The 13,262-nt window shown below is 43.4% G+C and carries 13 protein-coding genes and 1 tRNA gene; 7 read left to right on the top strand and 7 right to left on the bottom strand.

From position 1 onward, the window contains the following. Window positions 1–57: 57 nt before the first annotated feature. Both carB and carA read right to left on the bottom strand, forming a co-directional pair. On the bottom strand, window positions 58–3,288 hold the full coding sequence (gene carB / locus F899_RS11585) for a carbamoyl-phosphate synthase large subunit (protein ID WP_005222893.1): 3,231 nt from the start codon (window positions 3,286–3,288) through the stop codon (window positions 58–60). A gap of 13 nt (window positions 3,289–3,301) precedes the next feature. After that, window positions 3,302–4,444, bottom strand: coding sequence for a glutamine-hydrolyzing carbamoyl-phosphate synthase small subunit (gene carA, locus F899_RS11580; RefSeq protein ID WP_004814933.1), 1,143 nt, complete (start codon window positions 4,442–4,444; stop codon window positions 3,302–3,304). 308 nt (window positions 4,445–4,752) lie between these two features. Between carA and F899_RS11575 the strand changes: the two genes are divergently transcribed. Next, complete coding sequence (locus tag F899_RS11575) at window positions 4,753–5,244, top strand: hypothetical protein (protein WP_005222891.1); 492 nt, start codon at window positions 4,753–4,755, stop codon at window positions 5,242–5,244. Between the two features lie 99 nt (window positions 5,245–5,343). Further along, entirely contained in the window at window positions 5,344–5,565 is a 222-nt protein-coding gene (locus F899_RS11570; RefSeq protein ID WP_051061899.1) for a hypothetical protein, read from the top strand. Window positions 5,566–5,667: 102 nt separating this feature from the next. Here F899_RS11570 and F899_RS11565 read toward each other — a convergent pair whose 3' ends face one another. After that, on the bottom strand, window positions 5,668–6,207 hold the full coding sequence (locus F899_RS11565; RefSeq protein WP_005222888.1) for a DOMON-like domain-containing protein: 540 nt from the start codon (window positions 6,205–6,207) through the stop codon (window positions 5,668–5,670). 11 nt (window positions 6,208–6,218) lie between these two features. After that, complete coding sequence (gene yhbY, locus F899_RS11560; RefSeq protein ID WP_004814942.1) at window positions 6,219–6,542, bottom strand: ribosome assembly RNA-binding protein YhbY; 324 nt, start codon at window positions 6,540–6,542, stop codon at window positions 6,219–6,221. A gap of 196 nt (window positions 6,543–6,738) precedes the next feature. Here yhbY and rlmE point away from each other — a divergent pair, with 196 nt between their 5' ends. From rlmE to F899_RS11535, 5 genes are all read left to right on the top strand, one after another. Beyond that, window positions 6,739–7,389: a 23S rRNA (uridine(2552)-2'-O)-methyltransferase RlmE gene (gene rlmE / locus F899_RS11555; RefSeq protein ID WP_005222886.1), complete on the top strand. Its 651-nt coding sequence runs from the start codon at window positions 6,739–6,741 to the stop codon at window positions 7,387–7,389. A 129-nt stretch (window positions 7,390–7,518) separates the two neighbouring features. After that, window positions 7,519–9,408, top strand: coding sequence for an ATP-dependent zinc metalloprotease FtsH (ftsH, locus tag F899_RS11550; RefSeq protein ID WP_004814946.1), 1,890 nt, complete (start codon window positions 7,519–7,521; stop codon window positions 9,406–9,408). A gap of 108 nt (window positions 9,409–9,516) precedes the next feature. After that, complete coding sequence (locus F899_RS11545) at window positions 9,517–10,131, top strand: GNAT family N-acetyltransferase (protein ID WP_005222883.1); 615 nt, start codon at window positions 9,517–9,519, stop codon at window positions 10,129–10,131. Window positions 10,132–10,207: 76 nt separating this feature from the next. Beyond that, window positions 10,208–11,062 carry a dihydropteroate synthase gene (folP, locus tag F899_RS11540; protein ID WP_005222881.1) on the top strand — a complete coding sequence of 285 codons (855 nt, stop codon included), beginning with the start codon at window positions 10,208–10,210 and terminating at the stop codon, window positions 11,060–11,062. A 105-nt stretch (window positions 11,063–11,167) separates the two neighbouring features. After that, window positions 11,168–11,482 carry a DUF5713 family protein gene (locus F899_RS11535; RefSeq protein ID WP_004814952.1) on the top strand — a complete coding sequence of 105 codons (315 nt, stop codon included), beginning with the start codon at window positions 11,168–11,170 and terminating at the stop codon, window positions 11,480–11,482. Between the two features lie 29 nt (window positions 11,483–11,511). Here the strand turns inward: F899_RS11535 and F899_RS11530 are convergent, their stop codons facing one another. From F899_RS11530 to F899_RS11520, 3 genes are all read right to left on the bottom strand, one after another. After that, window positions 11,512–12,201 carry a hypothetical protein gene (locus tag F899_RS11530; protein ID WP_005222879.1) on the bottom strand — a complete coding sequence of 230 codons (690 nt, stop codon included), beginning with the start codon at window positions 12,199–12,201 and terminating at the stop codon, window positions 11,512–11,514. A 92-nt stretch (window positions 12,202–12,293) separates the two neighbouring features. Then, window positions 12,294–12,379, bottom strand: a tRNA-Leu gene (locus F899_RS11525). 146 nt (window positions 12,380–12,525) lie between these two features. Continuing rightward, window positions 12,526–13,254 carry a hypothetical protein gene (locus tag F899_RS11520; RefSeq protein WP_004814955.1) on the bottom strand — a complete coding sequence of 243 codons (729 nt, stop codon included), beginning with the start codon at window positions 13,252–13,254 and terminating at the stop codon, window positions 12,526–12,528. Between the last annotated feature and the right edge of the window lie 8 nt (window positions 13,255–13,262).

Genomic DNA, 13,262 nt, shown 5'->3' with positions numbered 1-13,262 from the left:
TGTATAAATGAAAAAAAGCCCGCCACCGAGAAGGTGGCGGGACTTCTCAGTAACGAATTAACCTACTGTTAAATCTTGCAAACGATATACATCCATCGGCAATTTAATTGCTAAAGCTTGGCATACTGCATCCGCACCATTCAAGGTAGTTGTGTTATACACTTTACCTTGAAGTGCGGAACGACGGATCGAGAATGAATCTTCCTGCGCTTTTTTACCTTCAGTCGTATTGATTACAAGGTGGATTTCGCCGTTTTTGATACGGTCCACAATGTTTGGACGACCTTCAGTTACTTTGTTTACGCGTTCACATTCAAGACCAGCTTCGCTAATCACTTTAAATGTACCATCAGTTGCAAGAATCTTGAAGCCTAGGTCAATCAATTGTTTCGCAATGCCTGCTGCACGAGGTTTATCTGAGTCACGTACAGAAATGAATGCGTGTTTCACTTCACCTTCTGTCGGAAGACCAGGTAGACGTTCGTTCGCACCTAAAACAGCTTTATAAAATGCTTCACCGAATGTTTTACCAACGCCCATGACTTCGCCTGTAGATTTCATCTCAGGACCAAGGATCGGGTCAACGCCAGGGAATTTGTTGAATGGGAACACTGCTTCTTTGACAGAGAAGTGTTCAGGGATAATCTCTGAAGTAAAGCCTTGTGACTCTAGAGATTGACCCGCCATACAACGTGCAGCCACTTTCGCTAAAGATTCGCCGATACACTTAGAAACGAACGGCACAGTACGTGATGCACGTGGGTTCACTTCCAGGATGTAAACGTCTTCGCCTTTAACCGCAAACTGAACGTTCATTAGACCAATTACGCCAAGTTCTTTTGCCATTGCAATTGTTTGACGACGCATTTCGTCCTGAATCTCTTTAGACAGAGAATAAGGAGGAATCGAACATGCTGAGTCACCTGAGTGAATACCTGCTTGTTCAATATGCTGCATGATGCCGCCAATCACAACGTCTTTACCGTCAGAGACACAGTCTACGTCAACTTCGATTGCATCATCCAGGAAACGGTCAAGCAGAACAGGCGCTTCGTTTGATGCTTGAACTGCATCACGTAGGTAGCGTTTAAGTTCTTCATCGTTATAAACGATTTCCATCGCACGGCCACCAAGGACGTAAGATGGACGTACCACAAGTGGGTAGCCTACTTTAGATGCTTCAGCCATACCTTCTTCAGCAGATTTTACGATGCTGTTGTTTGGTTGACGAAGTTGCAGACGTTGAATCATTTGCTGGAAGCGTTCACGGTCTTCTGCGCGGTCAATCGCATCAGGCGATGTACCAATGATTGGCGCACCCGCTTCTTCTAAAGCACGAGCCAGTTTCAAAGGTGTTTGACCACCATACTGAACGATAATGCCTTTTGGCTTCTCGATACGTACGATTTCAAGCACATCTTCAAGTGTAATTGGTTCGAAGTACAAACGGTCAGATGTGTCGTAATCCGTAGAAACAGTTTCAGGGTTACAGTTCACCATGATGGTTTCATAGCCGTCTTCACGCATTGCAAGGGCAGCGTGTACACAGCAGTAATCGAATTCGATACCTTGACCGATACGGTTAGGGCCGCCACCAATCACCATGATCTTGTCACGAGTCGATGGATTTGCTTCACATTCTTCATCGTAAGTTGAATACATGTAAGCTGTATCAGATTCGAATTCTGCAGCACAGGTATCGACACGTTTGTAAACTGGCGTTACGCCCAGGTTCCAACGGTGTTTACGGAATTGTTTTTGTGAAATACCCATCAAGTTCGCAATGCGAAGATCTGATAAACCTTTACGTTTGAACCCACGGATATTGTCCGCATTCAAGTCACCAAAACCTAAAGTTTTGATCTGGTTTTCAGTTTTGATAATGTCTTCGATTTGGATCAAGAACCAGCGGTCGATGTTGGTCGCAGCAAATACTTCGTCTAGAGTGAAACCGTGACGGAATGCATCGCCCACGTACCAGATACGCTCAGGACCTGGAACTTTAAGCTCTTGTAAGATTTTCTCACGCGCGCCTTCAGTACCCGCTTCGATTTTCTCATCAAAGCCAGATGCACCGACTTCAAGACCACGAAGCGCTTTTTGCATAGACTCCTGGAAGTTACGACCAATGGCCATCACTTCACCTACAGATTTCATCTGAGTCGTCAAAGTTGCATCAGCTTGCGGGAATTTCTCGAAGTTGAAACGAGGAATTTTCGTTACAACGTAGTCAATCGCAGGTTCGAATGATGCAGGAGTTGTACCACCAGTGATGTCATTTTTCAGTTCATCAAGCGTATAACCCACAGCCAGTTTCGCAGCGATTTTCGCAATTGGGAAACCAGTTGCTTTAGACGCAAGCGCAGATGAACGAGAAACACGCGGGTTCATCTCGATCACAACCATACGGCCATCTTTCGGGTTAATACCGAACTGAACGTTAGAACCGCCTGTTTCTACACCAATTTCACGAAGTACAGCTAGAGAAGCGTTACGTAGTAACTGGAATTCTTTATCTGTAAGGGTTTGAGCAGGCGCAACAGTGATCGAGTCACCTGTGTGCACGCCCATTGGGTCGAAGTTTTCAATGGTACATACAATGATACAGTTGTCGTTTTTGTCACGAACAACTTCCATTTCATACTCTTTCCAACCAATGAGTGATTCATCGATCAATAACTGTTTGGTTGGAGAAAGATCGAAACCGCGTTCACAGATTTCAATGAATTCTTCTTTGTTGTATGCGATACCGCCGCCTGAACCACCCATGGTGAATGATGGACGGATAATCACAGGGAAACCGAAGCGCGCTTGAATTTCTAAAGCTTCTTCCATTGATTCGGCAATGTCTGCTTTTGGACATTCAAGACCAATTTTACGCATTGCCTGGTCGAACAGTTTACGGTCTTCAGCTTTTTCAATTGCTTCTTTGGTCGCACCGATCAACTCAACATTGTATTTTTCTAAAATGCCGTGCTCATCAAGGGCAAGGGCACAGTTCAATGCTGTTTGACCACCCATTGTAGGAAGAACTGCGTCTGGACGTTCTTTCTCAATGATTGCTGCAACAGTCTGCCAGGTAATCGGTTCGATATACGTTGCATCTGCCATTGCAGGGTCAGTCATAATGGTTGCCGGGTTAGAATTCACCAAAATAACACGGTAGCCTTCTTCACGAAGCGCTTTACACGCTTGCGCGCCTGAATAGTCAAACTCACACGCCTGACCAATCACAATAGGACCAGCACCGATAATTAAGATGCTTTTAATGTCTGTACGTTTAGCCATGATGCTTCCTTAATTACTTCTTAGATGCTTCGATAAGTTCGATGAAATGATCGAACAATGGTGCGCAGTCATGTGGACCAGGGCTTGCTTCAGGGTGACCCTGGAAGCTGAACGCAGGTTTGTCTGTGCGATGGATACCTTGGTTAGTACCATCAAACAGTGAGCGATGAGTCACACGCAATACCGCAGGCAAGGTGCTTTCATCCACTGCGAAGCCGTGGTTTTGAGAAGTAATCATCACTGTACCAGTTTCAATGTTTTGTACAGGATGGTTGGCACCGTGATGGCCGTGAGGCATTTTCACAGTCTTGGCACCGCTTGCAAGCGCAAGAATCTGATGACCCAGGCAAATCCCGAATACAGGAATATTGCGGGCATCTTCTACAATTGTTTTTACAGCTTCAATTGCGTAGTCACATGCAGCTGGATCGCCAGGGCCGTTCGACAGGAACACGCCATCTGGATTCAGTGCAAGTACGTCAGCAGCAGGAGTTTGCGCAGGCACAACGGTCAATTTACAACCGCGATCTGCAAGCATACGTAAGATGTTGGTTTTGACACCGTAATCGTATGCAACAACATGGAATTTAAATTCTGGTTGAGCGAAGCCTTTACCTAAAGTCCATGAACCTTCAGTCCATTCAAAACCTTCAGGATCACAGCATTCTTTTGCAAGGTCTAAACCATTCAGACCACCGAATGCGCGTGCTTTTTCAAGTGCTTCTTCTTCAGTGATGTTTTCGCCTGCAAGGATACAACCGTTTTGTGCACCTTTATCACGCAAAATTCGAGTTAATCGTCGCGTGTCGATGTCAGCAATAGCCACTACATTGTGCTGTTCTAGATATTCACCTAGTGATTGTTCAGCACGGAAGTTACTGTGTAATAAAGGAAGGTCACGGATAATTAAACCGTTTGCCCATACTTTATGAATACGACCTGATTCTGCGTCTTCTTCGTTGCAACCCGTATTACCGATATGTGGGTAAGTTAAAGTTACAAGCTGCTGTGCATAACTTGGATCAGTCAAAATTTCTTGATAGCCAGTCATGGCAGTGTTGAAAACGACTTCACCAGTCGTACAACCCGATGCGCCAATCGAAGTACCTTTAAAGATAGTTCCGTCGGCAAGGGCTAAAATTGCTGGGGTGCTCAAACCAAAGCTCCTGAAATTTAGGCTGTAAAAAAGCGAGTAGACGAAAAAAAAGGAAGGTTAATTTTTAAACCTACCCTCCTATGTCTGCTCGCTTGAACTTAACACGGCATTATACGCAGTAACACCTGCTAAGTCCAATAGCTTTGCTGCAAAAGTATGAGATAAATGGCTTGCTTTTTGCTTGAAAGTCTGTTTCGTGATCAATGTTAAAAAATGTAACCATTTAATAATTGTCAGACAAATCAAGTCTTAAATTTTATCGAATTTACTAATATGAAAGCGTCAAAACATAACTAAAGGCAAAAGACATGGCTACCACAACTAAAACTACAACATCTAAAAAAAATCTGAATGTCGTTGTCACTGAAACTGCCGAGCAGCTTGAAAAAGCAGCAATAGAGGCGAAAGAGCAGGCAGTGGAAACGCTTGGCGAAAGCAAAGAAAATATTGAAGCTGAAGTAAAAAAACTGAGCAATACTGTGACTGATCAGCTGACCCAGTTTAAACAGGATTTACTACAGCGCATCGATACCCTGAAAGAGCAGTTGTTTGGCTCACAAAAAGAGTTGAATGAACTGACCAGCTTTATCAAAACCGAATGTAATGCGGTCATTGATGATCTATCGAAACTCGGTAAAGAATTAAAAGAAGATGTCACCCAGATTTCGACCAAGCATAAGGATCATCTGGCAGATACCCTAAAACGCTCTAGAGACAGTACGATTGAAGTTTTGAAAAAAGTTAAACCCGTCGTTGTAAAAGGAGAAACCGAAGAAAAAGAAACTGATCTAAAAAGTTAAACAAGCAACAAAACAAAAAATCAGCCGAAGGGGAGCATCTATGTTCTCCTTTCGTATTAGACGCAACACTGACTCATAAAACAACAATAGGGGGTCATGATGCAACATCATCTTATAGCGGCAATATTGCTACTTGCCTTGATCATGGTTTTAAATCTTGAAACCTGGAAAAGCCGTCTAGCCTATCTTGCCATGGTAATACTGAGTTTTAGCTATTTCAGTGTTTTACAGGCCGCAGTTTCCATTATTGCGGTTACTATGATTCTGATTTTTTACGCTGCTGTGACAGCAGTACAGAGAAATGCAAGACTACATCACTAATCCACTTACCCTGAACTTCAGGCAAAATAAAAAACGTGAGACCGATGAGCCTCACGTTTTTATATTTTTATCATTTGTGTACTACAGGAGAGTATTTACATCCTAGAACACATGTAACCAGTCACGCTTGTTATGAAAGTCTGCCTGTGGACTGCTGTGCTGCATGGCATAGTATTGATCGCCTTGTGAGGTTTTCAATACAGCAGACAAGCCCAGGAATAGATCAGTCCATTTTAGCTTGTTCAGGGTCATGAAATCGGTTAGATCCAGGCTGACATTGAGTCCATAATGGGTACGCTTGAGCTGGTTCAGGTCGATATCATAAGCCGCTTGTGGCGGCATTTCTTCTGGATAACGGTATTCTTCAAACTGATAGGCTTGCCAGGCCTGAGAAGGAGAGAGATTGATTTCGCGATAAAAATCTTCGTCCTTTACCCCAATAAAAATTTCAAAACACGTCTGTTCCCAGAGGAAGTCCTGACGGGGATGTGCTGCGACCAGTTCTGGCCAAAGCACATACTGGTTCGGATCGCGTAGCCAAAAACCCACATTTAACGTAGATGGGCCTTGCTGTTCAATCGCGCCGACCAGCGAGATCGCCTGAAAACGACGATCGAATGCATTCAGTTCGTAACTAGCCATAGATCCTGAACTTAGTTAGACAAGTGCGCAAAGCGAACAAGGTTAGACAGTTTTTGGTTCTGTTTCGGCGCTTTTTTGTAAAGCAACGCGATTTTACCAATGGTTTGTACGATTTCAGCACCTGTTGCTTCAACAATCTCAGTAATGAGAACAGCACGTGCTTCACGATCTTCAGCCACAACTTTCACTTTAATCAGTTCGTGGTCGTTAAGCGCACGCTCAAGTTCTTCGATCACATTTTCAGTCAGGCCTTTGTCACCAAGCATTACCACCGGGTTTAATGCATGTCCGATTTGACGTAAACGTTTACGTTCCTGAATAGATAAAGACGCCATGAGAGATAACCTGATTTTTAAAACGGCTTAGTATAGCAAAAGCAAAAAACAAACGCTTTATATTCTCAGGAAATAATCGGTGCCATCACATAAAAAATCCAACCAACTGTCTTAGATTTAGATACAGATCAATACTGCAAATCATGTGTTTTTCACGTACAATTAATAATTGGAAGTTTTTTTTATTTAGAGAGTTATGGCAACACGCATTACCAACCAGAAGTTATCCAAAAGTAGTCGTGCGTGGATGAGAGAGCATCTCGATGACTTTTATGTGAAGAAAGCGCAAAAAGAAGGTTATCGGGCACGTGCAGCGTATAAACTTCTTGAGATTCAAGAAAAATACGGCATTATCAAACCAGGTATGACGGTTGTCGATCTGGGCGCAGCGCCAGGAAGCTGGTCGCAAATTGCTGGTAAACTGGTCGGTTCTAAAGGTCTGGTGATCGCATCGGATATCCTGGAAATGGATGCACTGCCAGATGTGACCTTCCTGCAAGGTGACTTTCGTGAGCAGGAAGTGTTCGATAAATTGTTAAATATTTTAGATGGACGTACGGTAGACGTTGTAATTTCCGATATGGCCCCCAATACATCAGGTAATAAGGCTGTAGATCAACCGCGTCAGATCTATCTCTGTGAACTGGCCCTGGACTTTGCCAACAAGGTTTTAGGTCCTAAAGGTCAGTTTATTGTTAAAGTCTTCCAGGGCACTGGCTTTGATGAATTCCGTAAGGAAGTTGTTAATAGTTTTAATGTTCTGAAAACGGTAAAACCTGCTGCATCGCGTGCTCGCTCGAAAGAAGTCTTTCTGGTGGGGCAGGGGCGCAAGAAGGCTTCTAAATAAAGTCTACTTGCCAACACGCTAAAAATTGTGCATTTTGTACGTTTTTAATAATTGCAAGTTGAACAAACTTGGAAATTCAGGTCACCCGCGAGGGCATGATCAAATTAGATTGGAAATGGGAATAAAGCTTTGAGCGATCTTTTTAAGAATGCCGTATTGTGGCTCGTGATACTGGGTGTGCTGGTGCTCATCTTCAGCAACGTCAGTGATCGCAATCAGCCGACAACAATGAACTATTCAGAGTTTGTTGCAGCGGTGAATGACGGCCAGATTAAGCAAGTGACAATAGATGGCGAAAGAATTCGTGGTGAGAAATCAAACGGTTCCGAATTTGAAAGTATTCGTCCGGCAGTTCAGGATCCTGAACTGATGCCAAATCTCATCAAGAACAATGTGGTTGTTGAAGGTACTGCACCACAACGCCAAGGCTTGTTGATGCAGTTGCTGATTGCAAGTTTCCCTGTGCTCTTAATCATTTTGTTATTCATGTTCTTTATGCGCAACATGGGTGGCGGTGCAGGCGGCAAGAACGGCCCGATGAGCTTCGGTAAGTCAAAGGCAAAAATGCTGTCTGAAGACCAGATTAAAGTCACCTTTACTGATGTTGCAGGTTGTGATGAAGCAAAACAGGAGGTCGTGGAAATCGTTGACTTCCTGAAAGATCCTGCGAAATTCAAACGTCTGGGTGCCACTATTCCTAAGGGCGTCCTGATGGTGGGTCCTCCGGGTACGGGTAAAACCTTGCTTGCAAAAGCGATTGCAGGTGAAGCGAAAGTTCCATTTTTCAGTATTTCCGGTTCTGACTTCGTAGAAATGTTCGTGGGTGTCGGTGCATCTCGTGTACGTGATATGTTCGAACAGGCGAAACGCCATGCGCCATGTATCATCTTCATCGATGAGATTGATGCTGTTGGTCGTCATCGTGGTTCAGGTACAGGTGGTGGTCACGATGAACGTGAACAGACCCTCAACCAGATGCTGGTTGAAATGGACGGTTTCGAAGGCAATGAAGGGATTATCGTCATCGCGGCAACTAACCGTGCCGATGTACTGGATAAAGCCTTACTTCGTCCCGGTCGTTTTGACCGTCAAGTGATGGTTGGCTTGCCAGACATTAAAGGCCGTGAGCAAATCCTGAATGTTCACTTGAAGAAACTGCCGTCTACAACGGGTGTGGATGTGAAAGTCCTGGCTCGTGGTACTCCTGGTTTCTCTGGTGCGCAGTTGGCAAACCTTGTAAACGAAGCAGCATTATTCGCGGCACGTCGCAACAAGAATACTGTCGACATGCATGACTTTGAAGATGCTAAAGACAAGCTGTATATGGGGCCTGAACGTAAATCGATGGTACTTCGTGAAGAAGAGCGTCGTGCTACGGCTTACCATGAAGCAGGGCACGCAATTGTTGCGGAAATGCTGCCAGGTACTGACCCTGTGCATAAAGTAACGATCATGCCGCGTGGTTGGGCATTAGGTGTAACCTGGCAGTTGCCTGAATTTGACCAGACCAGCCATTACAAAGATAAAATGCTGAATGATATTTCGATCTTGTTCGGTGGTCGTATTGCAGAAGAAGTCTTTATTAACCAGATGTCGACTGGTGCCTCAAATGACTTTGAACGTGCAACCAAAGTTGCGCGTGCGATGGTGACCAAATATGGTATGTCTGACAAGTTAGGCGTAATGGTCTATGAAGATGACTCGCAACAGTCATTTATGGGCAGCATTGGCAGTCGTACGATTTCTGAAGCGACTCAACAGCAGGTTGATGCTGAAGTACGCCGTATCATCGATGAGCAATATAAAGTGGCTCGTGATATTCTGGAAAATAACAAAGATATCGCGCATGCCATGGTGAAAGCGTTAATGGAATGGGAAACAATTGATCGCGAGCAAATCCGAGACATTATGGAAGGTCGTGAGCCTAAGCCACCTAAGGTCTATGTTTCAGATAATCCTGTAATTGATGTAACACCGAAGGATGGGCCGTTGACTCCTCCACCATTACCAGCTAATTAAGCAGAAAATAAAATAACCACCTTCGGGTGGTTTTTTTATGGCAATGATTTGGATTGTTTTGGCGTGATGCTATATTCAGCTATAAAAAACTAATGAGCAAAAATAAAAATGACAATACCTGTTTTGGAATCCCGTATTTATCAGTTACGTTTAGAAGCGCTGACTTGGAAGCATTTTACAGATTTAGAAGGAGCTTGTGCTGAAGGAGATTTGGGCGAAGTGCTTTATAATTCTGTACCTTACTTAAGCGAATTAAAACAATATGTACAGCAAGCTTTGGTTCAACAAGCTCAGGGTACAAGGATGGCTTTTGCTGTGATTGATTTAACATCGGGTCGAGCGATTGGAACCACCAGTTATCATGATATCAAGCCTGAAATTCCACGTGTGGATATTGGTTATACCTGGTATGCACAGCGTTATCAGCGTACCTATGTGAATCGGGTCTGTAAATATCTTCTTTTAAGTCATGCCTTTGAAGAGCTTAATGCTCGGGTAGTAGGCTTTCGTACGGATCATCTGAATCTAAAAAGTCAAAAAGCAATTGAAGCTCTAGGAGCTAAACGGGATGGCATCATTCGATGTCATATGTTGCGTAAAGATGGTCAGACAGTGCGGGATAGCTATATCTATAGTATTTTAAGAAGTGAATGGGTAGAGGTAAAATCACAGTTACAATCTAAGCTTATGCAATACTCAAATAAACCGCAGTTTGAAATTTAATTCTGGCTTGTTTCAGCTTTGCTTTATATCGCTATCCATACGACAATACGCCAGTTATTGGATTTAGGATGAAAACATGCAGCTGATGCCGTTATTACCACGCGTATGGACATTTGAACACTTAACACTGGATCTGTCCCAGCCGCATGTGATGGGAATTCTGAATGTTACACCGGATTCATTTAGTGATGGGGGCAAACATAATTCTCAAGATGCTGCAGTAGCGCGTGCATTAGAAATGATGGCAGAAGGTGCAACAGTTATTGATGTGGGTGGCGAGTCGACCCGTCCGGGTGCATCGGCGGTTGAAGTAAAAGAAGAAATTCGCCGTGTAGTGCCTGTGGTTGAAGAACTGGCCAAGCACAATGTCGTGATTTCAATTGATACTTCCCAGCCAGAAGTGATTAAGGCTGCAGTGAAAGCTGGAGCACATATCTGGAATGATGTTCGTGCACTGACACGACCGAATGCCTTGGTAACTGCTGCTGAGTTGGATATTCCGGTCATTATTATGCATATGCGTGGTGAACCTACTACGATGAATAATCTGGATCAGTATCAAGATGTCACGCTTGATGTCATTGCGGAATTAAAACAGCGCGTGCAGGATGCTTTAGATGCCGGGGTGAAAGCTGAACACATTATGATTGATCCCGGTTTTGGATTTGCCAAAAATGCTGAACAGAACCTGAAACTACTGAATGAATTGTACAAACTAACTCAACTTGGTTATCCAATATTGTCGGCGTTGTCACGTAAACGCTTTATTGGACAGGTGCTGGATGGAGCAGAAGCCGTAGAACGCGCAGTGGGGTCAGTAGCAGCACACTTGCTAAGTATTCAACAAGGTGCCTGCATGGTACGTGTACATGATGTTAAAGCGACAGCAGATGCGATTAAGGTCTGGAAGGCAATGCAAGCCGCGGTTTAATTATTGGCTAGATTGCATGTTAGGCGGCGTGCTGTTTGGCTTTTAAGCGGCAATATGGTATATAGGGCACGCTTAATTTTTAGTTATAGTTTTAGAGTGCCTGTAATGTTTGCAGATTTACTTCTCCCAATGTTCGATGATGAATATTATCCCGATATTCTGGTTGCTGAAGTAAAGCAGCACATCGAACGTTTTGCCAAAAAGGTGACAAAATCTGGTTTATCTAAATATGAGATTTATCAGTTTGCCAATGCGACTGTGGCAGAAATCAATGAAATGAAGCCGCAGTTCGAAGACCTGGATTCCTCTTTAGATGATACCGCAGCAGATTATATTGCTGAAGCCATGATGATGGTGGTGCAGGAACAGGGATACTTCGAAGTTGAAATGGAAGAACTGGTCGCTACCCGCGAATGGTAAAAAAAAGCCCTGTTTTCACAGGGTTTTTTTTAATGATCTAAAAATGCTTCTTTAAAATTTTTATAATGAATTTCATCCAGCAGTTTCTGTTCTTCCTGCATGCAGCGTTGATGTAATTCCAGATAATATTTTTTTAAATCCTTTTGCAGTGGCACAGGTTCCGGCTCTTTGCTTTGCGACTGTTGATAAGACCAGTAAGCCAATTGACGGATGTGCTGCAAACGTACCAGCAGGGTGCTGCGGGTAGAACTTCTAAAGCCGGGCTCAATTAACACCGCTACAAAACTGCTGAAGGCAAGTAGACCCAGGCAAGGTAAAGCAATGAACGCTGAATGAAAATACTGGTAATTGATCAGTGACAGAACAACAATCAGGGTTTGAATATATAAACAGGATTGCAGGCGCTTTGCGTAGCGTACAGAACTGTACTTGGCCTGAAACTGGGCACGCCAGATATAAGGATAGAGCATACTAATAAGTACGATCGTACCTGCACTAATGGCCTGATTCTTTGAATCCATAAAGTCTGGATAAAAAGGCAGGGAAAAGCACAGACCACAAAATGCTGTAATCAGCATCAAAATCCCGATACGCAAATATAAATACGGATCAATGGTTTGATTCAAATATTTATAGCGGCTATAGCTAAGTCTGCAAAAGAATGCATCAGGATGGCGTAACTGTAATCTGGCTAGATCGAAAGAGCGGGGTGCGGACATGAGGAGGCACACTCTATTTATAAATTTCAGGCACAAAAAAACCAGCTCATTGCTGGGTTTCTGCATTTGCACCATTTTAAACTGAATCAAAATGGTGCCCGAGGCCAGACTCGAACTGGCACGCTTTGTGGGCGGGGGATTTTAAATCCCCTGTGTCTACCGATTTCACCACTCGGGCATGCGCGCCATCATAGATGAGCAGCGAGAACTTGGCAAGATGATTTCTTATTATTTGTTTTATTTTCAGGCAATTTAGCCATTAAAATTTAAAAGAAAGCAAAGCTGATGTTATTCAAAGCTTTAAATTTCAATAAATTAATCGATTTACAGCATTTCATCCAGATAACTGTCCACATCAATATGTTTAATGCTTTTACAGTACTGGTGTTCAGATTTGAATAACTGGCTATATAGGTCGGCATAGCGGTTTAGCTGACGCTTGAGTACTTCATATTCAGGACTTTGAGCCGAAGTCATATAGAGTTTTAATCGGGTTCTCAGGCTTTGTTTGTATGCCCAGAAACACACACGACGCAGTTGATGCAGCTGATAATATTCACTGTCCTGACTGTTTTGACGAAACAGATTTTCCTTATAAAAACGCACAAAGCCAAAACTGACACCAAAGAACAGGAGCGCCCACATCACAAACTGACTTTGTAAAAATTGAATATTCAGGGCAGACAGAATGACGATTACAGCAAGCTTGACAGGACTATGTCGTAATAGTTGATAAAGTGAATGCGAAGAATGTCGAATCTGTTTAATGACCAAAGGAACAATCACCATCAAGAATAAAAGAATTGCCAGAATGGCATAGGCTTGTGCCTGAAAGTTACTCAGCTCAGTAAAATTACTCAGGAAAATATCTTTCAGTACGAAACTGATTGGCACAAAAATCATGCTCGCCAATAGCCAGGGAATAAATTCACGACGGTCATCCAGTACACCTCTGGTCTTGATCTGGCTATAAAACAGGTAATTGTGCTTAAAAGCCGCTGGATAGAGCCGCTGAAGTTGCTGAAGCAGCACATTGACTTGTTGGTTTTGCATGTATGAAG

The sequence above is a fragment of the Acinetobacter sp. CIP 101934 genome, assembly GCF_000369585.1.
In the GTDB taxonomy this organism is placed as follows: Bacteria; Pseudomonadota; Gammaproteobacteria; order Pseudomonadales; family Moraxellaceae; genus Acinetobacter; species Acinetobacter schindleri.
Note: the sequence above shows the minus strand (reverse complement) of the source record. Positions and strands in the feature narration are given on the sequence as shown.